The organism is Streptomyces sp. NPDC034086 (assembly GCF_055575515.1).
In genome coordinates this window covers 1-21,361 of the sequence record NZ_JBVISM010000011.1, presented here as the reverse complement: position 1 = coordinate 21,361, position 21,361 = coordinate 1, and the positions used below count along the sequence as shown (strand labels likewise).

At 74.9% G+C, this 21,361-nt stretch carries 17 protein-coding genes and 2 tRNA genes; 13 read left to right on the top strand and 6 right to left on the bottom strand.

Translation table 11 applies throughout. The features are described from left to right. Positions 1-29 precede the first annotated feature (29 nt). The gene (locus tag ACZ514_RS23110; protein ID WP_468167022.1) at positions 30-1,172 is read left to right on the top strand and encodes an acyl-CoA dehydrogenase family protein; all 1,143 of its coding nucleotides are present in this window, start codon (positions 30-32) and stop codon (positions 1,170-1,172) included. Continuing rightward, complete coding sequence (locus tag ACZ514_RS23105; protein ID WP_468167020.1) at positions 1,172-2,143, top strand: acyl-CoA dehydrogenase family protein; 972 nt, start codon at positions 1,172-1,174, stop codon at positions 2,141-2,143. Before ACZ514_RS23110 ends, ACZ514_RS23105 begins: the two co-directional genes overlap by 1 nt. Before the next feature lie 78 nt (positions 2,144-2,221). Here ACZ514_RS23105 and ACZ514_RS23100 read toward each other — a convergent pair. Together ACZ514_RS23100 and ACZ514_RS23095 are read right to left on the bottom strand one after the other, a co-directional pair. Next, positions 2,222-2,295, bottom strand: a tRNA-Lys gene (locus ACZ514_RS23100). Positions 2,296-2,346: 51 nt separating this feature from the next. After that, complete coding sequence (locus ACZ514_RS23095; RefSeq protein ID WP_468167018.1) at positions 2,347-2,718, bottom strand: hypothetical protein; 372 nt, start codon at positions 2,716-2,718, stop codon at positions 2,347-2,349. Positions 2,719-2,783: 65 nt separating this feature from the next. Here ACZ514_RS23095 and ACZ514_RS23090 point away from each other — a divergent pair. Beyond that, a tRNA-Ala gene (locus tag ACZ514_RS23090) sits at positions 2,784-2,858 on the top strand. 8 nt (positions 2,859-2,866) lie between these two features. Here the strand turns inward: ACZ514_RS23090 and ACZ514_RS23085 are convergent. Continuing rightward, positions 2,867-3,040 (bottom strand): hypothetical protein, encoded by a 174-nt coding sequence (locus tag ACZ514_RS23085; protein ID WP_469125541.1) that lies wholly within the window; start codon positions 3,038-3,040, stop codon positions 2,867-2,869. 127 nt (positions 3,041-3,167) lie between these two features. On the opposite strand from ACZ514_RS23085, the gene ACZ514_RS23080 reads away from it, so the two are divergent. The 3 genes from ACZ514_RS23080 to ACZ514_RS23070 all read left to right on the top strand — a co-directional run bounded on the left by ACZ514_RS23080 (position 3,168) and on the right by ACZ514_RS23070 (position 4,752). Further along, positions 3,168-3,806, top strand: a complete 639-nt coding sequence (locus tag ACZ514_RS23080) for a PadR family transcriptional regulator (protein ID WP_469125540.1) — start codon at positions 3,168-3,170, stop codon at positions 3,804-3,806. A 130-nt stretch (positions 3,807-3,936) separates the two neighbouring features. Next, a complete protein-coding gene (locus ACZ514_RS23075) occupies positions 3,937-4,449 on the top strand; it encodes a pyridoxamine 5'-phosphate oxidase family protein (RefSeq protein WP_468167012.1) in 513 nt (170 codons plus the stop codon). Between the two features lie 72 nt (positions 4,450-4,521). Continuing rightward, positions 4,522-4,752, top strand: a complete 231-nt coding sequence (locus tag ACZ514_RS23070) for a hypothetical protein (RefSeq protein ID WP_469125539.1) — start codon at positions 4,522-4,524, stop codon at positions 4,750-4,752. A 222-nt stretch (positions 4,753-4,974) separates the two neighbouring features. On the opposite strand, the gene ACZ514_RS23065 is transcribed toward ACZ514_RS23070, so the two are convergent. The 3 genes from ACZ514_RS23065 to ACZ514_RS23055 all read right to left on the bottom strand — a co-directional run bounded on the left by ACZ514_RS23065 (position 4,975) and on the right by ACZ514_RS23055 (position 12,152). Then, positions 4,975-6,435, bottom strand: coding sequence for a glutamate synthase subunit beta (locus tag ACZ514_RS23065; RefSeq protein WP_468167008.1), 1,461 nt, complete (start codon positions 6,433-6,435; stop codon positions 4,975-4,977). Further along, positions 6,428-10,993 carry a glutamate synthase large subunit gene (gene gltB / locus ACZ514_RS23060; protein WP_469125618.1) on the bottom strand — a complete coding sequence of 1,522 codons (4,566 nt, stop codon included), beginning with the start codon at positions 10,991-10,993 and terminating at the stop codon, positions 6,428-6,430. The genes ACZ514_RS23065 and gltB overlap by 8 nt, the downstream gene beginning before the upstream one ends. Before the next feature lie 427 nt (positions 10,994-11,420). Continuing rightward, positions 11,421-12,152 (bottom strand): VIT1/CCC1 transporter family protein, encoded by a 732-nt coding sequence (locus ACZ514_RS23055; protein WP_468697744.1) that lies wholly within the window; start codon positions 12,150-12,152, stop codon positions 11,421-11,423. Positions 12,153-12,434: 282 nt separating this feature from the next. On the opposite strand from ACZ514_RS23055, the gene ACZ514_RS23050 reads away from it, so the two are divergent. Genes ACZ514_RS23050 through ACZ514_RS23020 form a run of 7 tightly spaced genes read left to right on the top strand, consistent with a single transcriptional unit; the run spans position 12,435 to position 20,776 of the window. Further along, positions 12,435-13,421: an ADP-ribosylglycohydrolase family protein gene (locus ACZ514_RS23050; protein WP_468167002.1), complete on the top strand. Its 987-nt coding sequence runs from the start codon at positions 12,435-12,437 to the stop codon at positions 13,419-13,421. Continuing rightward, positions 13,418-15,097 carry an ADP-ribosylglycohydrolase family protein gene (locus ACZ514_RS23045; RefSeq protein ID WP_469125538.1) on the top strand — a complete coding sequence of 560 codons (1,680 nt, stop codon included), beginning with the start codon at positions 13,418-13,420 and terminating at the stop codon, positions 15,095-15,097. The genes ACZ514_RS23050 and ACZ514_RS23045 overlap by 4 nt, the downstream gene beginning before the upstream one ends. A 7-nt stretch (positions 15,098-15,104) precedes the next feature. Beyond that, complete coding sequence (locus ACZ514_RS23040; protein ID WP_468167000.1) at positions 15,105-16,250, top strand: ADP-ribosylglycohydrolase family protein; 1,146 nt, start codon at positions 15,105-15,107, stop codon at positions 16,248-16,250. After that, on the top strand, positions 16,247-17,788 hold the full coding sequence (locus ACZ514_RS23035) for an ADP-ribosylglycohydrolase family protein (protein ID WP_469125537.1): 1,542 nt from the start codon (positions 16,247-16,249) through the stop codon (positions 17,786-17,788). Before ACZ514_RS23040 ends, ACZ514_RS23035 begins: the two co-directional genes overlap by 4 nt. Further along, positions 17,785-18,726, top strand: coding sequence for a ribokinase (gene rbsK, locus ACZ514_RS23030; RefSeq protein WP_469125536.1), 942 nt, complete (start codon positions 17,785-17,787; stop codon positions 18,724-18,726). The genes ACZ514_RS23035 and rbsK overlap by 4 nt, the downstream gene beginning before the upstream one ends. Next, positions 18,723-19,967 (top strand): CaiB/BaiF CoA transferase family protein, encoded by a 1,245-nt coding sequence (locus ACZ514_RS23025; protein ID WP_468166994.1) that lies wholly within the window; start codon positions 18,723-18,725, stop codon positions 19,965-19,967. Before rbsK ends, ACZ514_RS23025 begins: the two co-directional genes overlap by 4 nt. Continuing rightward, entirely contained in the window at positions 19,964-20,776 is an 813-nt protein-coding gene (locus ACZ514_RS23020) for an HpcH/HpaI aldolase/citrate lyase family protein (protein ID WP_468166992.1), read from the top strand. Before ACZ514_RS23025 ends, ACZ514_RS23020 begins: the two co-directional genes overlap by 4 nt. Positions 20,777-21,361: the final 585 nt, after the last annotated feature.

Sequence of the window (21,361 nt, the reverse complement as noted above, 5' to 3'; positions counted from 1 at the left end):
ACACTTGTTAGGGAAGGATGTGCCGCCTCATGAACCTCGACCACTCCGCCGGGGTGGAGGCCTTCCGGGCCGAGGCCCGCGACTGGCTCCGCGCCCACGTCCCGGCCCGCCCGCTGCCCTCCCTGGAGACGGCCGGGGGTTTCGCAGCGCACCGGGAATGGGAGGCGCTGCTGCACGCGGACCGCTGGTCGGTGGTGTCCTGGCCCGAGGAGTACGGGGGCCGGGGCGCGGACCTCGAGCGGTGGCTGGTCTTCGAGGAGGAGTACTGGGCGGCGGGCGCGCCCGGCCGGGTCTCGCAGAACGGCATCAGCCTGCTGGCCCCCACCCTCTTCGAGCACGCCACGGCCGCACAGCGGGCGCGCCTGCTGCCGCCCATGGCCGGCGGCGAGGTGGTCTGGGCCCAGGCCTGGTCGGAGCCGGAGGCCGGCTCCGACCTGGCCTCGCTGCGCTCGAAGGCCGTACGGACGGAGGGCGGCTGGCTGCTGTCCGGGCAGAAGACCTGGTCCTCGCGGGCCGCGTTCGCCGACCGGGCCTTCGGCCTCTTCCGCACCGACCCCGGCGCGGAGCCGCACCGGGGGCTGACGTACCTGATGTTCGGCCTGCGGGCTCCGGGGGTTACGGTACGGCCCATCGGCCGCCTCGACGGCAAGCCGGCCTTCGCGGAACTCTTCCTGGACCGGGTCTTCGTCCCCGACGAGGACGTGATCGGCGAGCCCGGGCAGGGCTGGCGGATCGCGATGTCCACCACCGGCGACGAGCGGGGGCTGACCCTGCGCTCCCCCGGCCGGTTCCTGGCTGCCGCGGACCGGCTGCTCGGGCTGTGGCACGCGCAGGGCGACCCGGCCGACACGGCGCTGCGGGACCGGGTCGCGGACGCGGTGGTCGGGGCCCGCGCCTACGCGCTGTTCACCTGGGCGGGCGCCTCCCGCTCCGCGGCGGGCGAGCGGATCGGCGCCGAGTCCAGCCTGAACAAGGTGTTCTGGTCGCAGTACGACATCGCCCTGCACGAGACGGCCCTGGACCTGCTGGGCGCGGACGCGGAACTCGCGGACGGCGCGTGGGCGGAGCCGTGGCTCTTCTCGCTGGCCGGGCCGATCTACGCGGGCACGAACGAGATCCAGCGCGACATCATCGCCGAGCGGCTGCTCGGCCTCCCGAAGGGCCGCCGCTGATGCGCTTCCTGCCGACCGCGGAACAGTCGGAGTACGCCCGCACCCTGCGCTCCCTGCTGGCCGCGGCCGGGGTCCCGGCGACGGCCCGGGCCTGGGCGGCCGGGGAGCACGGGCCCGGGCGGGCGCTGTGGGCCCGGCTCGCCGGGACGGGCCTGTTCGCGCTGGCCGTGCCGCAGGCGTACGAGGGGGCGGGCCCTCTGCCGGTGGAGCTGGCCCTCGGCTTCGTGGAGCTGGGGCGGGCGTGCGTTCCGGGGCCGGTGGTGGAGACGGCGGCGGCCGCGGTGCTCCTGGCCGGGCTGGACGACGGGAAGCCGGCGGAGCGGTTCCTGCCGGGGCTGGCCTCGGGCGGGTCCTCGGCGACGCTGGTGCTGCCGGGCGGGTCCCCGTACGCCCTGGACGCGGACGCGGTGACGCACCGGTTCACGGTGACGGCGGCGGGCGAGCTGTGGCTGGCCGGCGGGCCCGGGGAGCCGCTGGCCTCGACCGACCCGGCGCGGCGGCTGTACCGGCCGGCCGCCGCCGGGGAGCTGCTGGCGGCGGGCCCCGCGGTGACGGCGGCGGCCGGGGCGGCCCTGCGCTGGGCGCGGCTGCTGACGGCGGCCCAGTGCCTGGGCGTCGGCGAGGCGCTGCTGGCGCGGACGGTGGAGTACGCGAAGGGGCGCACCCAGTTCGGGATGCCGATCGGCGGTTTCCAGGCGGTCAAGCACCGGCTGGCGGACACCCTGCTGGCGCTGGAGTTCGCCCGGCCGCTGGTGTGGGCGGCCGCGCTGTCCCTGTCGCGCCGGGACGTGGCGGCGGCGAAGCTGAGCGCCGGGGAGGCGGCGTACGGGGCCGCGCTCACCGCCCTCCAGCTGCACGGGGCGGTCGGCTACACCCGGGAGCTGGACCTGTCGCTGTGGCTGCTGAAGGCCCGCCCGCTGCGCGACGCGTGGGGCGGCCCGTCGCGGTGCCGGGCGGAGGTGCTGGCGTAGGGGTGGCCGGCGGTCAGGGCCGGGCCGGAATGCACTTCGGGCGGTTCCCGGTGAACCGGGAACCGCCCGAAGATCAGGTGCGCCGCCAGGGACTCGAACCCCGGACCCGCTGATTAAGAGTCAGCTGCTCTAACCAACTGAGCTAGCGGCGCCTTCCGACAGGAAAATACCCGGTCCGCCCCGGTGCGCCAAATCGTCCGGGGTCACCGGCGCCCGCGGCCGCCCGCCGGGGCGCGCCGGCCCCCGGTGCGCCGGCCCCCCGTGCGGCGGCGCCCGCGCAGCGACAGCCGCAGCAGCATGACCGTCTGGAGGAGCAGCAGCGCCCCGAGGCCCACCGCGGCCGGCGGGCCGTGCGCCTCCCAGACCGTGGCCCCCAGCCGGGCGGCGCCCACCGCCGTGAGCGCGACGAGGAAGCGGCCCGCGAACTCCGCCTCGGTACCGTGCGGTACCGCCGAACCGGCCACGAACACCGCCAGCAGTACGGGGATCCACGGCGTCCCGGGACCGCGCAGCAGCGCGGCGGCTCCGGCCTCCACGGCGAGGAGCAGGCAGGCGCGCAGCAGGAAACCAGGCATGGACACATCATGTCGGGAATACCCGGGTGCGGGGCCCGTACGGCGGCGGCTAAGATCACTCGCAAGCGGGGTCGTAGCACAGAGGCAGTGCGCCTACACAGCATGGAGGAGGACGCCGGTTCGAATCCGGCCGCCCCGCCCCTCTCCCTCAGCCGGTGCCCGCCGGCCAGGCCGCCGCTCCCGCGACGGCCGCCTCCGCGGCCGGCAGCGGCAGGCCCAGGAAGCCGTGGAAGACCCCGGCCAGGCCCCGGCCGGCGCCCAGCTCGGCGGCGACGGCCCTGCCCTCCTCCTCGCGGACGTCGGGCGTTTCCTGGAACTTCACGGCAGGTCCCTCCGACGGGGGATCGGCAAAAGACGCGTGAGCACGGCGACATGACGAACAGAAATACTTCTAGCAGTCATACGCAGCACGGGAAGGGTCTCGCACGACCGGTCGTAGACTGCGCTGCGTGGCAGACGACACGGCCGAGACGGCAGACGACACGTCGGCGGGAGCGCGGCCGCGCACCCTCCCCGCGACCAGCTGGGCGGTCCTCGGACTGCTCTCCTTCGGCGAGGAGCTCTCCGGCTACGACCTGAAGAAGTGGTCGGACCTGTCGCTGCGCTTCTTCTACTGGAGCCCCTCCTTCAGCCAGATCTACAGCGAGCTGAAGCGCCTGGAGAAGGCCGGCTACGCGACCTCGCGGATGATCTCCCAGGAGTCCGGCACCCGGGACAAGCGCGTGTACCGCATCACCGACGAGGGCATGGCCGCCGTACGCGCGTGGGCGCGCGAGGCGCCGGTCGACCCTCCGGTCCTCAAGCACGGACCGATGCTGCGGCTGTGGCTGGGTCATCTGCTGGAGCCGCGGCAAATGCGCGAAGTGCTCCTCGCCCACCAGGAGTTCGCGGAGGGCATGCGCCGCCGCGCGGAGGCCGACGCGGAGGGCGCCCAGGCGGAGGCCGCCTGGGCGTACCCGGCGCTCACCCTCCGGTGGGCCGAGCGGTACTACACCTCCGAGCGGGACCTGGCGGCCGCGATGCTGGAGGACATCGACACCCTGGAGGCGGCGCGCGCCGCCTCCGAAGGCGCGGACGAACGCCCGTAGGGGTACCGGGCCCCCGCCGCGCGTCCGCGCCTCCGCGGCCCAGAAGCGAAATCCGAGCGCCCGCTTCACGGAAGATGTCCCCACGCCCCACGAGGGGGCCCGGCCTGCGACATCACGCGAGGAGACCGAGATGACGACGAACAACTGGGCGGCGTTCGAGAAGGCGGAGCCGGAATTCGCGGCGGCCGTGCGGGCCCGCTTCGCCCGGTACCCGCACCACGTCCTGGCCACCCTGCGCAAGGACGGGTCGCCCCGGGTGGCGGGGATCAACGTCGAGTTCCGGGGCGGGGAACTGTGGCTCGGCATGATGGCGGGCTCGATGAAGGCCAGGGACCTCCAGCGCGACCCGCGCTTCGCCCTGCACACCAACCCGGGCGGGGACGACACCATGCCCGACGGCGACGTACGCGTCTCGGGGCGCGCGGTGGAGGTCGTGGAGCCGCCGGAACTGCACCGGTACGCGGAGGAGACCGACGCCCCGGCGCACCCCTTCCACCTCTTCCACGCCGACCTGACCGAGGTGGTCCACATCGCCGTCGACGGCGACGACCTGGTGATCCGCTCCTGGACCCCGTCCCACGGAACACGCACCCTCCGCCGCGGCAACGACGACGAACCCCCGCGCGAGGACCCGGTCGGCTGAAGCGGGAACCCGGCGGGCCCACCGAGTTGACGGACGCTACTACCCGGCGGACATCGCAGCGGGCACACCGGTGTGCGGATCGTCGAGGACGTGACCGCCCGGGCGGCCGACGACGGTGAACGCGAGCAGGTGCGCCTCGGCGCGGACGAACCGGTACGGCAACTCGCCCGCACCACGTACGACGCGGCGGACCGCGCCATCCAGGCGGTACGACTCCAGCACGCCACAGCGCCCGCCATCCCTGGTCGGGGACATGGCGGGCGCTGCGTCGGGTTTCCGTACGCCGTTGTACGGACCGTATGAGGGGACCCACCGTTCACACGGCGGGGGTACTACCGGGGACACGGGCCGTGCACCGACGGCCGGAGGCCGGCGCAGCCGGGCGAAGCCCGGGAGACCGCCTGCGGCCGAGCGGTGCGAGCCCGGCATCCCAAAGGAGCCGTGGCGGGCGCTGCGTCGGGTTTCCGTACGCCGTTGTACGGACCGTATGAGGGGTCCTCCCGGGGGAGGGGTACCGCCCCGGCGCTACACCATCAGCGAGCGGTCCGTCGGCTTGACCGGGTACGGGAGGGTGCTGGTGCCCGTCAGGTAGCGGTCCACGCCGCGGGCGGCCGAGCGGCCTTCCGCGATGGCCCACACGATGAGCGACTGGCCGCGGCCCGCGTCACCGGCGACGAAGACGCCGTCGGCGTTGGTGGCGTACGAGGCGTCGCGGGCGATGTTGCCCCGCTCGTCCAGCTCCACGCCGAACTGCTCGACCAGACCGTTGGCCTGGTCCGTGCCGGTGAAGCCCATCGCCAGGGTGACCAGCTGGGCCGGGATGACCCGCTCGGTGCCCGGCTTCTGCACCAGCTTGCCGTCGACGAACTCGACCTCGACCAGGTGCAGGGACTGCACGTTGCCGTCCTCGTCGCCCTCGAAGTGGGTGGTGGAGACGGAGTAGATCCGCTCGCCGCCCTCCTCGTGGGCCGAGGTGACCTTGTACAGCATCGGGAAGGTCGGCCACGGCATGGACGCGGGGCGGTCCTCCGACGGGCGCGGCATGATCTCCAGCTGGGTCACCGAGAGGGCGCCCTGGCGGTGGGCGGTGCCGACGCAGTCCGCGCCGGTGTCGCCGCCGCCGATGACGACGACGTGCTTGCCCTCGGCGGTGATCGGCGGGGCCAGGAAGTCGCCCTCCTGGACCTTGTTCGCGAGGGGCAGGTACTCCATCGCGAAGTGGATGCCCTTGAGGTCGCGCCCCGGGACCGGCAGGTCGCGGGAGACCGTGGCGCCGGCGGCGACGACGACCGCGTCGAAGCGCTTGCGCAGGTCGGTGGCCGTGATGTCGCGGCCGACCTCGATGCCGGTGCGGAACTTGGTGCCCTCCGCGCGCATCTGCTCGATGCGGCGGTTGATGTGCACCTTCTCCATCTTGAACTCGGGGATGCCGTAGCGCAGCAGGCCGCCGATGCGGTCGGCGCGCTCGTACACCACCACGGTGTGGCCGGCCCGGGTCAGCTGCTGGGCGGCGGCCAGGCCGGCCGGGCCGGAGCCGATGACGGCCACGGTCTTGCCGGACAGGCGCTCGGGCGGCTGCGGGGTGACGTCGCCGTTGTCCCAGGCCTGGTCGATGATCGAGACTTCGACGTTCTTGATCGTGACGGCCGGCTGGTTGATGCCGAGGACGCACGCCGACTCGCACGGGGCGGGGCAGAGGCGGCCGGTGAACTCCGGGAAGTTGTTCGTGGCGTGGAGGCGCTCCGACGCCGCCGTCCAGTCCTCGCGGTACGCGTAGTCGTTCCACTCCGGGATCAGGTTCCCGAGGGGGCAGCCGTTGTGGCAGAACGGGATGCCGCAGTCCATGCAGCGGCCGGCCTGCTTGCTGATGATCGGGAGCAGCGAGCCCGGGACGTAGACCTCGTTCCAGTCCTTGACGCGTTCGGCGACGGGACGGGTGCAGGCGGTCTCGCGCGGGGTGGTGAGGAAGCCCTTCGGGTCAGCCATGGGTCGCCGCCTCCATCATCTTCTCGGTGGTCTCGGACTCGGAGAGTCCGGCCAGCTCAGCGGCGTCCTTGGCGGCGAGCACTGCCTTGTACGTGGTCGGGATGATCTTGCTGAAGCGGGCCGCGGCGGCGTCCCAGTCAGCCAGGAGCTTCGCGGCCACCGTCGAGCCGGTCTCCTCCTCGTGGCGGCGCACCACATCGTGCAGCCACAGCTTGTCGGCCTCGGAGGGGGCCTCGATGGCCTCCTTGTTGCCGACGTTGACCTGGCGGGGGTCGAGGTCGATGACGTACGCGACACCGCCCGACATGCCGGCCGCGAAGTTGCGGCCGGTCTCGCCGAGGACGACGGCCGTTCCGCCGGTCATGTACTCGCAGCCGTGGTCGCCCACGCCCTCCGAGACGACCAGGGCGCCGGAGTTGCGGACGCAGAAGCGTTCGCCGGTGCGGCCGCGCAGGAACATCTCGCCGCCGGTGGCTCCGTAGCCGATGGTGTTGCCGGCGATGGTGGAGTACTCGGCGAGGTGGTCGGCGGCGCGGTCCGGGCGGACCACGATCCGGCCGCCGGAGAGGCCCTTGCCGACGTAGTCGTTGGCGTCGCCCTCCAGGCGCAGGGTCACGCCGCGGGGCAGGAACGCGCCGAAGGACTGGCCGGCCGAACCGGTGAAGGTCAGGTCGATCGTGTTGTCGGGCAGGCCCGCGCCGCCGAACTTCTTGGTGACGTGGTGGCCGAGCATGGTGCCGACGGTCCGGTTGATGTTGCGGATCGCGACCTGGGCCCGGACCGGCTGGGCGCTCTCGGCGGATTCGGCGTTCAGCGCGTCGGCCGCGAGCTCGATGAGCTCGTTGTCGAGGGCCTTCTCCAGACCGTGGTCCTGCTCGATCAGGGCGTGGCGGACCGCGCCCTCGGGCAGTTCAGGCACGTGGAAGAGGGGCTCGAGGTCGAGGCCCTGTGCCTTCCAGTGCGTGACGGCCTTGCTGGTGTCGAGGAGTTCGGCGTGGCCGACGGCCTCCTCGATCGTGCGGAAGCCCAGCTCGGCGAGGATCTCGCGCACCTCCTCCGCGATGAACTCGAAGAAGTTGACGACGAATTCGGGCTTGCCGGAGAAGCGGTCGCGCAGGACCGGGTTCTGGGTGGCGATGCCGACGGGGCAGGTGTCCAGGTGGCAGACGCGCATCATGACGCAGCCGGAGACGACGAGCGGCGCGGTCGCGAAACCGAACTCCTCGGCGCCGAGCAGCGCGGCGATGACCACGTCGCGGCCGGTCTTGAGCTGGCCGTCCGTCTGGACCACGATGCGGTCGCGCAGGCCGTTGAGCAGCAGGGTCTGCTGGGTCTCGGCGAGGCCGAGCTCCCAGGGGCCGCCCGCGTGCTTGAGCGAGGTGAGCGGGGAGGCGCCCGTTCCGCCGTCGTGGCCGGAGATGAGGACGACGTCCGCGTGGGCCTTGGAGACACCGGCCGCGACCGTGCCGACGCCGACCTCGGAGACCAGCTTCACGTGGATGCGGGCCGCCGGGTTGGCGTTCTTGAGGTCGTGGATCAGCTGGGCCAGGTCCTCGATGGAGTAGATGTCGTGGTGCGGCGGCGGGGAGATCAGACCGACGCCCGGGGTGGAGTGCCGGGTCTTGGCGACCCACGGGTAGACCTTGTGGCCGGGCAGCTGGCCGCCCTCGCCGGGCTTGGCGCCCTGCGCCATCTTGATCTGGATGTCGTCCGCGTTGACCAGGTACTCGCTCGTGACGCCGAAGCGGCCGGAGGCGACCTGCTTGATGGAGGAGCGGCGCGCCGGGTCGTACAGGCGGTCCGGGTCCTCGCCGCCCTCACCGGTGTTGGACTTGGCGCCCAGCTGGTTCATGGCGATGGCGAGGGTCTCGTGCGCCTCCTTGGAGATGGAGCCGTACGACATGGCGCCGGTGGAGAAGCGCTTGACGATCTCGGAGACCGGCTCGACCTCGTCGAGGGGGATCGAGGGGCGGTCGGACCTGAAGCCGAACAGGCCGCGGAGCGTCATCAGGCGCTCGGACTGCTCGTTCACGCGGTCCGTGTACGTGCGGAAGATGTCGTACCGGCGGTTGCGGGTCGCGTGCTGGAGGCGGAAGACCGTCTCCGGGTCGAACAGGTGCGGCTCGCCCTCGCGGCGCCACTGGTATTCGCCGCCGATCTCCAGCGCGCGGTGCGTGGCGGCGATGCCGGTGGCGGGGTACGCCTTGGCGTGGCGGGCGGCCACCTCCGTGGCGATGACGTCCAGGCCGGCGCCGCCGATCTTGGTGGCGGTGCCGGCGAAGTACGTGCCGACGAACTCCTCGTTCAGGCCGACGGCCTCGAAGACCTGGGCGCCGCGGTAGGAGGCGACGGTGGAGATGCCCATCTTCGACATGACCTTCAGGACGCCCTTGCCGAGGGCGTAGATCAGGTTCCTGATGGCCTGCTCCGGCTCCAGGCCGGACAGGAAGGTGCCGGCGCGCAGCAGGTCCTCGACGGACTCCATGGCCAGGTACGGGTTGACGGCCGCCGCGCCGTAGCCGATGAGCAGGGCGACGTGGTGGACCTCGCGGACGTCGCCGGCCTCGACGAGCAGGCCCACCTGGGTGCGCTGCTTGGTGGCGATGAGGTGGTGGTGCACGGCGGAGGTGAGCAGCAGCGACGGGATCGGCGCGTGCTCGGCGTCCGAGTGGCGGTCGGAGAGGACGATCAGGCGGGCGCCGGCCGCGATGGCCGCGTCGGCCTCGGCGCGGATCTCCTCGATCCGGGCGGCGAGGGCCTCGCCGCCGCCGGAGACCCGGTAGAGGCCGGAGAGGGTCGCGGCCTTCATGCCGGGCATGTCGCCGTCGGCGTTGATGTGGATGAGCTTGGCCAGCTCGTCGTTGTCGATCACCGGGAAGGGAAGGGTGACGCTGCGGCAGGACGCGGCGGTCGGCTCCAGCAGGTTGGACTGCGGGCCGATCGAGGACAGCAGCGAGGTGACGAGCTCCTCGCGGATGGCGTCCAGCGGCGGGTTAGTGACCTGCGCGAAGAGCTGGGTGAAGTAGTCGAAGAGCAGCCGGGGGCGCTCGGACAGGGCCGCGATGGGCGAGTCCGTGCCCATGGAGCCGAGGGCCTCGCCGCCGGTGCGGGCCATGGGCGCGAGGATGACGCGCAGCTCTTCCTCGGTGTAGCCGAAGGTCTGCTGGCGGCGGGTGACCGAGGCGTGGGTGTGGACGATGTGCTCGCGCTCGGGGAGGTCCGTCAGCTCGATCTCGCCCGTCTCCAGCCATTCGGCGTAGGGGGCGGCGGCGGCCAGCTCGTCCTTGATCTCGTCGTCCTCGACGATCCGCTTCTGGGCGGTGTCGACGAGGAACATCTTGCCGGGCTGGAGGCGGCCCTTGCGGACGACCTTGGCCGGGTCGATGTCGAGGACGCCGACCTCGGAGCCGAGGACGACGAGGCCGTCGTCGGTGACCCAGTAGCGGCCGGGGCGCAGGCCGTTGCGGTCGAGGACCGCGCCGACCTGGGTGCCGTCGGTGAAGGTGACGCAGGCCGGGCCGTCCCAGGGCTCCATCAGCGTGGAGTGGTACTGGTAGAACGCGCGGCGGGCCGGGTCCATGGAGGCGTGGTTCTCCCACGCCTCGGGGATCATCATCAGCACGCTGTGCGGCAGCGACCGGCCGCCGAGGTGGAGCAGCTCGAGGACCTCGTCGAAGGAGGCCGAGTCGGAGGCGTCCGGGGTGCAGATCGGGAAGATGCGGTCCAGGGCGCCCTCGCCGAAGGCGCTGGTCGCCAGCTGGGACTCGCGGGCCTTCATCCAGTTCCGGTTGCCCTTGACCGTGTTGATCTCGCCGTTGTGCGCGACGAAGCGGTACGGGTGGGCGAGCGGCCAGGACGGGAAGGTGTTCGTCGAGAACCGGGAGTGGACCAGCGCCAGCGCCGAGGCGAAGCGGCGGTCGGAGAGGTCCGGGAAGAAGGGCTCGAGCTGGCCGGTGGTCAGCATGCCCTTGTAGACGATGGTGCGGGCGGAGAGCGACGGGAAGTAGACGCCGGCCTCGCGCTCGGCGCGCTTGCGCAGCACGAACGCCCTGCGGTCCAGCTCGATCCCGCTGCGTCCTGCCCCGGACTCCGTCCGGGAGATGCCCCCACTCACGAAGAGCTGGCGGAAGGCCGGCATGGTGGCGCGCGCGCCGTTGCCGAGCAGGTCGGGGGTGACCGGGACCTCGCGCCAGCCGAGGACCGTGAGGTCCTCCTCGGCGGCGATGGCCTCGATCCGCTCCGCCGCGACGGCCTGTGCGGTGCCGTCGGCGGGGAGGAAGGCGATGCCGACGGCGTACGCGCCGGCCTCGGGCAGCTCGAAGCCCGCGACCTCGCGCAGGAAGGCGTCCGGCACCTGGGACAGGATGCCCGCGCCGTCGCCGGAGTCCGGCTCGGAGCCGGTGGCGCCGCGGTGCTCGAGGTTCCGCAGGACGGTCAGGGCCTGCTCAACGAGAGTGTGGGTGGCCTCGCCGGTGAGGTTCGCCACGAATCCGACGCCACAGGCGTCCTTCTCGTTGCGGGGGTCGTACATGCCCTGCTGGGCGGGGCGACCGTCCATGGGCGACCAGGCGGTGTTGCTGGGGCCGGTCGCGGAGTGCGTGGATGCGGAACGCATCGGCTCTCCCGTCGTCGTCGTGGCAATGTGCTGGCCGAGGGACGACGTTGGCCCTCTGCGAAATTTCGTGCAGGTTACATGATGACGGCAATCCCGAGAACCGGATATCACATTCCAGCATGCGGACACTGCGCGAGGCAGAAGAAGGGACCTTCAAGGTGTCGCGGAGGCTTCTACGAGGACTGCTGCGGCTCTGCAGGGACGTCCGCGGAGGCTTCCGCTGGGTACGGCACGGGGCGAAGGTCCCGGCGCGCGAAACGGGCATCGTTGCCCGGCGCCCTGGGGTGATGCCCAGCGGTCTCGGAATCGAAACCACCGGGTAACGGACTACTTATGTTGCGCTCTGCATAGTGTCTCACTCCCGCGGCCGTTAGCCTATGGCGCTGCCCAGCCAGGTTCCCAGGATGTACGTCACACCCGCGGCGGCGCCACCCAGGGCGAGCTGGCGCAGGCCGCTGTACCACCAGGACCGGGCCGTGACCCGCGCGACCACCGCACCGCAGGCGAAGAGCCCGGCGAGCGCCAGCAGCACGGCCGGCCACAGGGCGGTCGCGCCGAGCAGGTAGGGCAGTACGGGCAGCAGCGCGCCCAGCGCGAAGCTGCCGAAGGACGACACCGCGGCGACGAGCGGCGAGGGCAGGTCGTCGGGGTCGATCCCGAGCTCCTCGCGGGCGTGGATCTCCAGCGCCTGGTCGGGGTCGCGCGAGAGCTGCATCGCGACCTCGCGGGCCAGGGCGGGCTCGACGCCGCGCGAGACGTAGAGCTCGGCCAGCTCCTCCATCTCGTCGACGGGGTGCTTGCGCAGCTGCTGGCGCTCCACGTCCAGCTCGGCGAGGACCAGCTCGCGCTGCGAGGCGACGGAGGTGTACTCGCCGGCCGCCATCGAGAACGCGCCGGCCGCGAGACCGGCGAGACCGGTGATCACGACGGTGTGCGGGGCGACGGCGCCGCCGGCCACGCCGGTCATCAGGGCGAGGTTGGAGACGAGCCCGTCCATGGCACCGAAGACGGCCGGCCGCAGCCAGCCGCCGTTGACGTCGCGGTGGGTGTGGTTGTCGCGGTGCGCGGTGTGCAGCGGCGCTTCGACGTCGATGATGGACATGCGGCGTATCTCCCCTTCTGTGCGAGTGGGTACGGGTGGGTACGCGCGAGCGACGCGCAGCTGTGCCCCGGCACGGGACACTCCCCCTCAACACCTCGAAAGTACGCACGATTTCGGGCTCCCGCCAGCAAGGAAGGCCGTACTTACCTGGGCTTTCGCGGGTCGGCGACCGGGTGACGGGGGTGCGCGTGGGGCGTTTCGCGGCGACCGGCAAACCTCATGCCGTGGCACAAATCCCCCAAGGGCTCATGATGAGCCCCCCACCAAGTGGAGAGGCGCGCCATGGAGCTGACCACATGCGGTCCGCAGGTCCTCCTCGAACGGGCCAGGGGCGCACTTCTCGGCCTCGCGGTGGGTGACGCGCTGGGCGCCCCCGCGGAGAACATGAAGCCGTCGGAGATCCGGGCGAAGTGGGGCCGGATCGAGGGCTTCGTCTCGGACGACCCGGCGGGCACGGACGACACGGAGTACGCGATCTTCTCGGGCCTGCTGCTGGCCCGGCACGGCTCCGCCCTCACCGTCGCGCACGTGGAACGGGCCTGGCACCACTGGATCGCGGACCTGGACGAGGGGCCCTTCCGCGGTGCGGGCTTCTCGGAGCGCGGAACGCTGGAGAACCTCCGCCGGGGCCTGGCGGCGCCCATCTCCGCGCAGCACCGGCACGCCTGGTCGGACGGCCTGGCGATGCGCGCGGCCCCGTTCGGGGTCTTCGCCGCCGGCCGGCCGGCGGAGGCGGCCCGCCTGGTCGCGATCGACGGCTCCGTCAGCCATGACGGGGAGGGCATCTACGGCGGCCAGGCGGTGGCGGCCGGCGTCGCCGCCGCCATGGCCGGCGGCTCGCCCGTCTCGGTGGTCTCGGCGGCGCTGTCCGTGATCCCGTCCGACTCCTGGACGGCGCGCTCGCTGCGCCGCGCGGTGACCGCCGCCCCGCGCGGGGAGCGGGCGGTGCGCTCGGCGGTGGTCATCGGCGGCTATCCCTGGACGGATCTGGCGCCGGAGGCGGTGGGCCTGGCGTTCGGTGCCTTCGCCGCCTGCGCGGGCGACTTCCCCGGCTCCGTCCTGACCGCCGTCAACATGGGCCGGGACGCCGACACCACCGCGGCGGTGGCGGGCGCCCTGGCCGGCGCCCTGTCGGGGGCCGCGGCCATCCCCGCCGCCTGGGCCTCGGCGATCGGCCCGGTCCGGGGCAGCTGCCTCCCCTCGATGCGCGGCTACCACGTCCTGGACGTCGCGGACCTCCTCACCCCCGAAACCGAGCCCGCCCGATGACCCCCGACTCCCTCACCGGCCGCGCCGCGCCGGACCGCGCCCCCGCACCGGACCTCCCCCGGGCCACCACCCCGGCACCCCCCGCTCCCTCGGTCCCCGACGGCCCGGCCGCCCCGGGGTCCCCTCCCCCGCCGGGCCGGGAGCCCGGCCCGGGAGCCGGGACCGCCCGCGGGGGCACGGCCGCCGCCGCGGGGGACCCGGCCCCCGCCGGCGGGCCCGCGCCCGGACCCGCCGCCCCGGCGGTGACCTGGACCGCGCACCCCTGGCCGGGAGCCACAGCACCGGCCCGGGGTCCGGCCGCCGGACCCGGCGGGCCGCCCCCGGCCGGCGTACCCGGACCGGCGGCCGTGCTCACCGCCCCGCCGGGCGGGGCCACCACCGCGCCCGTCCCGGCCGGCCCGGGCCGGGACGCGGCCCCGGGGGCCGGGAGGCCGCCCCGGGCTGCGGGGAGGGGCGCGGCGGGGGAAACCCCCGGCCCGGGCCGCGTCCCCGGAAGGCCGTGGCCCACGCCCCGCGCGGAGCCCCGTACTCCCGCCCCGCCGGCAGAAGCGGGCCGGCGGATCGAGGGGCTGCTCCTCGGGCTCGCGGCGGGCGACGCCGCCGGCTGGCCCGCCGCCCGGCACCGGGCGAGCCGCATGCCGGAGTGGACCCGCCGCCTCACCCGCGAGCTCGACACCTTCGCGGAGCAGAACGCCACCACCACCCTCCCCGTGCCCATCGCCCTCAACCAGCCGCCCGAGCCCCTGCGCCTCGGCCCCTCCGACGACGCCGAGTGGGCCGCCTTCGCCGCCGAGTCCGTACTCACCGCCGCCGGGGCCCTGCTCAGCGACCTGTCCCGGTCCCGCCGCATGCGCGCCGCCATCGACCTCGCCTGGAACGCCCTGGCGAGCGAGGTCGCCGCCGCCGCCGAACGCGCCCCCGAGGTCGAGTCCGCGGTGCTGCCGATGCGCGCCCGGATCTCCGTACGCGCCGGGCTCGGCAACCTGGCCGCGGGCCTGCGCCCGCCCGCCACCGGCCACGACAACCCGCACTACTTCGACGACGCCGCCTGCGTCCGTGCCTGCGTCCTCGCCGTCGTGCACCCCGGCGACCCCCGGGCGGCCGCGGACCTCGCCGAGTTCGACGCCCGCTACACCCAGGACGGCGACGGGGTCCACGGCGCCCGGGCCATGGCCGCCGCCGTCGCCGCTGCCCTCGCCGGGGCGGACGCCGACACCGCCGTCGACGCCGCGCTGGCCCAGCTGCCCGCCGCCACCGAGATCGGCCGCAACGCCCGGCACGCCGTCGGACTGGCCCGGGCCCGTCAAGGCGCGGAGGGGGAAGGGGCCTTCGCCCTCGTGCCCCTGCTGGAGCACCAGATCGTCGACCACGTCTACAGCTACGGCATCGCCGCCGCCGAGACCGTCCCGGTGGCCCTCGCCCTCACCACCGCCGCCCGCGGCGACGTCTGCGGGGCCGTCCCGGCCGCCGCCTGCCTCTCCCGCGTCGCCGACTCGGCCCCCGCCCTCGCGGGCGCCCTCACCGGCGCCCTCGGCGGCGGCGGTTCCCTGCCCGCCGCCTGGCGCGAGGCCTGCCGCACCCTCTCCGGCTGCGCCCTGCCCCGGCTGGCCGGAACCGACCTCGTCGAACTCGCCGCGCTGCTCTCGCGTACGGAACTCACCTCACCGAAGGGATGATTCGGGCATGACCCTCACACTGGAGGACCGGTTCTCGGGCGCCCTCGTCGGCGCCGCCGTGGGCGACGCCCTCGGCGGCCCGGTGGAGGGCTGGTCCCCGGAGCAGATCGCCGAGCGGCACGGCGGCCGCGTGCACGGCATCGTCGGCCCCTGGTACGAGGACTGGCGGACCGCCCGCCCCATCGCGCCGTACCACAAGGGCGACGGGCACGTCACCGACGACACCCTCATGACGCACGCGCTGGTACGCGTCTACACCGCCGTACGCGACCACCTGGACGCGTACGCGGTCGCCGAGCACCTCGTGCCGGACCTGATGGGCACCCCCCGCTGGATCCCGGAGCTGGAGGCCGAGGCGCTGCCCCTCCAGCGGATCTTCCTCGCCGAGAAGTGGATCGTGACCCGGCTGCACTACGCGCACGCGGACCCGCGCGAGGCGGGCACCGGCAACATCGTCAACTGCGGTGCGGCGATGTACATGGCACCCGTCGGCCTCGTCAACGCGGGCAACCCGGCCGCCGCGTACGCCGAGGCGCTGGACGTCGCGGGCGCGCACCAGTCCTCGTACGGGCGGGAGGCGGCCGGGGTCTTCGCGGCCGCGGTCGCGGCGGCGTGTGCTCCGGGGGCCACGGCCGCGTCGGTGGTGGACAGCGCGCTGGCCCTGGCCAAGGACGGCACCCGCGCGGCCATCGCGGCGGTCCGCGAAGCCGCCCTGCGGCACCGGGACTTCGAATCCGCGCTCGCGCCGCTGCGGGCCGCCGTGGCCCCGTACGACTCGGTCGGACCGGACTACCGGGCGCCCTCGCTCGGCGCCCGCCGCCCCTCGCGCCTGCACTCCGTCGAGGAACTCCCGATCGCCCTCGGGATGCTGCTGGTCGCGGACGGCCGGTACGAGACCTCGGTGCTCGGCGCCGTCAACTACGGCCGTGACTGCGACTCCATCGCCACCATGGCCGGGGCGGTCGCGGGCGCCCTGGGCGGGGAGTCCGCCGTGCCGGCCGAGTGGGCGAAGCGGGTCGCGGAGGCCAGCCGGCTCGACCTGCGCGCCCCGGCGGCCGCGCTGGCCGCCGTGGCCCGGGAGGTCTTCGACCGGGACCTGTCCCGCCGGCGCGCCCACGAGGACGCCTTCGCCGCGATGGCCTCCCCGCGGTGACGGGCCCCCGCGCCGCAGGCCCGGAGCCCGCCGCCCCGGACCGCGTACGGCTCACCTGGGTCCAGCCCGAGGACCTGGTCGGCCACGAGCTGCGCCAGGCCGAGGAGGACGGCCGGGACCCCGGCCCGGCCCGGCGCGCCTGGCTCGCGGCGGGCGGCCGTCCCGCCCCCGCCCGGGCCGGGGCCTCCCCCGCCCCGGCCGCGCCGGAGCTGCGCGCGCTCGCCACCCGCCTGCTGGCCGGGCTCGCGGACCTCCCCGTCCCCTCCGCGGCCGCGGAGCCCACCGCCTGGCCGGCCCTGCGCGCCACCTGGCCCGCACCGCCGCCGCGAGCCGCGGGCCGGGAGCCCGCGGCCGCGGCCCGGGAGACGCGGCGGGCGCCCGCGACGGCCTCGGGCAGCCGGACCCCGGCCGGCGGGCCGCACCCCGGCCCGGACACCCGCGGACCGGCCGGCCCGACCACCGCGCCCGGCCCCGTGGACCCCGGGCTGCGGCGCAGGCTGGAGGCCGCCTGGACCGGCCGGGCCGTCGGCTGCGTGCTCGGCAAACCCGTGGAGAAGCTCCCCCTGGACGGGATCCGGGCCCTCGCCCGCGCCGCCGGGAACTGGCCGCTGGACGACTGGTTCACCGCACGCGGCGTCCCCGCCGGGCTGCTGGCCGCGTACCCGTGGAACCGCCGCTCCGCCGCCACCTCCCTCGCCGAGAACATCGACGGCACGCCCGAGGACGACGACCTCGACCACCCCCTCCTCGGCCTGCTGCTGCTCCAGCGCCACGGCAAGGGCTTCGCCACCGCCGACCTGGCCCGCCTGTGGCTCGACGAGCTCCCCGCCGGCCGCACCTTCACCGCCGAGCGCGTCGCCTACCGCAACCTCCTCCAGGGGCTGGAACCCCCGCTCACCGCCACCCACCACAACCCCTTCCGGGAGTGGATCGGGGCCCTCATCCGCGCCGACGTCCACGGCTGGACCCATCCCGGCGACCCGGCCGCCGCGGCCGAGCAGGCCTGGCGGGACGCCACGCTCACCCACACCGCCAACGGGGTCTACGCCGCCCTCTTCGCCGCCGCCGCCATCGCCGAGGCCGCCGGCGGCCGGGCCGACGTGCACGCCGCGCTCCGGGCCGGGCTGGCCGTCGTACCCCCCAGCTCGCGCCTCGCCGAGGCCGTCCGCTTCGGTATCCGCGCGGCCGGCGAGGAGGCCCGCTTCGACCGGGTCGTGGACCGGCTGCACGCCCGCTACGGCCACTACCACTGGGTGCACGCCGTCCCCAACACCGCCCTGATCGCCGCCGCCCTCACCCATGCCGACGGGGACTTCACGCACTCCGTGTGCCGGGCGGTGTCCGGCGGCTGGGACACCGACTCCAACGGCGCCACCGCCGGGTCGGTCGCCGGACTCCTGGCCGGATCCCCCGACCGGATCCCGGAACGCTGGACCGCCCCGCTCAAGAACCGTCTCGCCACCACCGTCGCCGGCTTCGACGGCGTCGGCTTCGACACCCTCGCCCACCTCACCGCCCAGGAGGCATCCCGACCATGACGGCCATCGCCGTGCTCGGCAGTACCAACATGGACCTCGTCGCCTACGTGCCCAAGGCCCCCCGCCTCGGGGAGACCGTCACCGGGCGGGAGTTCCGCACGGTCCCCGGCGGCAAGGGCGCCAACCAGGCGGTGGCCGCCGCCCGCCTCGGCGGGGAGGTGGTGATGATCGGCGCGGTCGGGGCGGACCAGTTCGGCGTACGGCTGCGGGCCGCACTCGCCTCGGCCGGGGTCGAGACCGCGGCCCTGCGCACCGTCGAGGGCGCCAGTGGCACCGCGCACATCACCGTCGACGACGAGGGCGGCAACAGCATCATCGTCATCCCCGGCGCCAACGCCCGCGTCACCGGCCTGGAGGCGGGCGACGCGTCGCGGATCGGCGCCGCCGACTGCCTGCTGCTCCAGCTGGAACTGCCCCTGGAAGCCGTCCTCGCCGGGGCGCGGGCCGCCCGCGCGCAGGGGGTCCGTACGGTCCTCACCCCGGCCCCCGCCCAGCCGCTCCCGGCGGGGCTGCTCGCCGCCACCGACCTGCTCGTCCCGAACGAGCACGAGGCCGCCGCCCTGACCGGGCTCACCGACCCGCACCGGGCCGCCGAGGCGCTGCTGCGCGAGGTCCCGGAGGTGGTGGTCACCCTGGGCGGAGCCGGCTGCCTGTACGCGGCCCGGGGGTGCGAGCCCCTCGTGGTGGCGGCCCCCCGGGTCCGGGCGGTGGACACCACCGCCGCCGGGGACACCTTCGTCGGGGCGCTCGCGGTGGCCCTCGGGGAGGGCCGCGCCATGCCGGAGGCGCTGCGCTGGGCCTGCGGGGCGGCGGCGCTGTCCGTCCAGCGGCCCGGTGCGCAGGACTCCATGCCCACGCGGGCGGAGACGGACGCCTTCGCCGCGGCCGCACCGGAGCCCGGCCCGCCGGCCGCGCCGCTCGACGGGGCCGGCGCATGACGCCCCCCGGCACGGAGCCCCGGACACCGCACGCGGACGCGGGCCCCGCGCCCGGCGGCGGCCCGCTGGCCGGGCTGCGGGTGCTGGACCTGGCCACCCTGTTCGCCGGGCCGCTGGCGGCGACCCTGCTCGGGGACTTCGGCGCCGAGGTGGTCAAGGTCGAGCACCCGCGGCGGCCCGACCCCTCGCGCGGACACGGGCCGGCCAAGGACGGCGTCGGGCTGTGGTGGAAGCTGCTCGGGCGGAACAAGCGGACGATGACCCTCGACCTGTCCGCGCCCGGCGGCCGGGACACCCTGCTGCGGCTGGCCGCCACCGCCGACGTGGTCGTGGAGAACTTCCGCCCCGGCACCCTGGAGCGGTGGGGCCTGGGCTGGGAGGCCCTGTCCGCCGCCAACCCCCGCCTCGTCCTGGCCCGCGTCACGGCCTTCGGCCAGCACGGCCCGTACGCCCACCGCCCGGGCTTCGGCACCCTCGCCGAGGCCATGAGCGGGTTCGCCGCGATCACCGGGGAGCCGGACGGGCCGCCGACCCTGCCGCCATTCGGCCTCGCGGACTCCATCGCCGCCCTGACCTGTGCGTACGCGGTGATGACCGCCCTCGCGGGGCGGGACCGCACGGGGCGGGGGCAGGTCGTCGACCTCGCGATCGTCGAACCGATCCTCACCGTGCTGGGCCCGCACCCGCTCTGGTACGACCAGCTGGGCTACGTCCAGCCCCGCACCGGCAACCGTTCCGCCCACAACGCCCCCCGCAACACCTACCGCAGCGCGGACGGCCGCTGGCTGGCGGTGTCCGCCTCGGCCCAGTCGGTCGCCGAGCGCGTGATGCGGCTCGTCGGCCGCCCGGAGCTGATCACCGAGCCGTGGTTCGCGACCGGTTCCGGGCGGGCCGCCCACACCGAGGTCATCGACGGGGCGGTCGGCGGCTGGGTCGCCCGCCACAAGGCCGACGACGTCGTCGCCGCGTTCGAGGAGGCCGAGGCCGCCGTCGCCCTGGTGTACGACGTCCGGGACGTGATGGCCGATCCGCAGTTCGCGGCCCTCGGCACGGTCACCGGCGTCGAGGACCCCGAACTCGGCCCGCTCCGCATGCAGAACGTCCTCTTCCGGCTGTCCGGGACCCCCGGCGGGATCCGCTGGGCCGGCCGCCCGCACGGCGCCGACACCGAATCCGTCCTGACGGAGCTCGGCCTCACCGGGGCTGAGATCTCCGCTCTCCGCCTGGAGGGGGCCCTGTGATCCTGACCTGGCTGTACGCGCCCGGAGACCGCCCCCAGGTGGTGGCGAAGGCCCTGCGCAGCGGGGCCGACGCCGTCATCGTCGACCTGGAGGACTCGGTATCGGCCTCGCGCAAGGAGTACGCCCGCGCGGCCACCGCCGAACTCCTGACGGAACGGCCGCCGCTCCCCGTCCACGTCCGCGTCAACGCCCTCGGCTCGCCCTGGTCGGGCGCCGACCTCACCGCGCTGGCCGGGCTGCCCGGGCTCGCGGGGCTGCGGCTGCCGAAGATCGACGCGCCGGAACAGGTCACCCGGGTCGCGGAGCGCACCGGAGGGGTGGCGCTGTACGCGCTGCTGGAGTCCGCGCTGGGGGTGGAGAGGGCGTACGAGATCGCCCGCGCCCACCCCTGCCTGCACGGGCTGACGCTGGGCGAGGCGGACCTCTGCGCCGACCTCGGCGTCCGCGCGGAGAGCGGGCTCGACTGGCCGCGCTCCCGGGTGGTCGTCGCGGCCCGCGCGGCGGGGCTGGCGCCGCCCGCGCAGTCGGTGTTCCCGGACATCCGGGACCTGGAGGCGCTGGCCGCGTCGTGCGCGCGGGGCCGGGCGCTGGGTTTCCTCGGCCGGGCGGCCATCCACCCCCGCCAGCTCCCGGTGATCGAGCGGGCCTACCTCCCCGGGCCGGAGGAGGTCACCGCCGCCGAGGAGGTCGTCACCGCCGCCCGCGCCACGCCGGGTGCCCTGGCCCTCCCGGACGGCCGCTTCGTGGACCCGGCAGTGGTGGCCGCCGCCCACCGGACCCTGGCGCTGTCCCAGCGCACCCCTTCCTGACACGGCCACGGAACCCGTGACGGGACCCACGCCTGCGGCCACGCCCCTCCAGACGCACCACGCGCGCCGCCGCACGGAGCCCGCCCCACCCCGCCCTTTCACCCGTCCCCGCCTCAGCCGCCGCCGCGCCCCACCCCCGACGCGGCCCACTCAGGCGCAAGCCACCGCCCAGCACCCCTCACCGCAGGCGCGGCTTACCGCAGGCACGTCCCACTACCGACGCGAGCCACCGCAAGCGCGGGACACCGCCCAGCGCGGCCCCCACCGACCCCGACCACCTCAGGCGCGGGGCACCGCCGGGACACCGCGAGCGCGGGCCACCACACAGCGCGGGCTGCCGCACGGCGCGCCGCGGGTGCGGGGCAGCGTACGGGGTTGGCGGGTGCGTGTCGGCACGTCCAGCCCCGCCGGCGTTCGGGGCGCGGGGTCCGGGGCCTAGTGACCTGAGTCGGAGATCTGCTGGTGGATCTCCGACTCAGGTCACTAGGTTGTGTCCGGCGGATCATTCGCGGAGCCAGAGTCTGATGGCTGCGGTGGTGATGGTGCCGTGGAAAACGTAGGCGCGTTTGTCGTAGCGGGTGGCGA

Coding starts and splice junctions, on each gene's coding strand:
- ACZ514_RS23110 (WP_468167022.1), top strand. CDS start 30: ATGAACCTCGACCACTCCGCCGGGGTGGAGGCCTTCCGGGCCGAGGCC.
- ACZ514_RS23040 (WP_468167000.1), top strand. CDS start 15,105: ATGACCCTCACACTGGAGGACCGGTTCTCGGGCGCCCTCGTCGGCGCC.
- ACZ514_RS23095 (WP_468167018.1), bottom strand. CDS start 2,718: ATGCCTGGTTTCCTGCTGCGCGCCTGCCTGCTCCTCGCCGTGGAGGCC.
- rbsK (WP_469125536.1), top strand. CDS start 17,785: ATGACGGCCATCGCCGTGCTCGGCAGTACCAACATGGACCTCGTCGCC.
- ACZ514_RS23075 (WP_468167012.1), top strand. CDS start 3,937: ATGACGACGAACAACTGGGCGGCGTTCGAGAAGGCGGAGCCGGAATTC.
- gltB (WP_469125618.1), bottom strand. CDS start 10,993: ATGGACGGTCGCCCCGCCCAGCAGGGCATGTACGACCCCCGCAACGAG.
- ACZ514_RS23105 (WP_468167020.1), top strand. CDS start 1,172: ATGCGCTTCCTGCCGACCGCGGAACAGTCGGAGTACGCCCGCACCCTG.
- ACZ514_RS23055 (WP_468697744.1), bottom strand. CDS start 12,152: ATGTCCATCATCGACGTCGAAGCGCCGCTGCACACCGCGCACCGCGAC.
- ACZ514_RS23065 (WP_468167008.1), bottom strand. CDS start 6,435: ATGGCTGACCCGAAGGGCTTCCTCACCACCCCGCGCGAGACCGCCTGC.
- ACZ514_RS23050 (WP_468167002.1), top strand. CDS start 12,435: ATGGAGCTGACCACATGCGGTCCGCAGGTCCTCCTCGAACGGGCCAGG.
- ACZ514_RS23025 (WP_468166994.1), top strand. CDS start 18,723: ATGACGCCCCCCGGCACGGAGCCCCGGACACCGCACGCGGACGCGGGC.
- ACZ514_RS23045 (WP_469125538.1), top strand. CDS start 13,418: ATGACCCCCGACTCCCTCACCGGCCGCGCCGCGCCGGACCGCGCCCCC.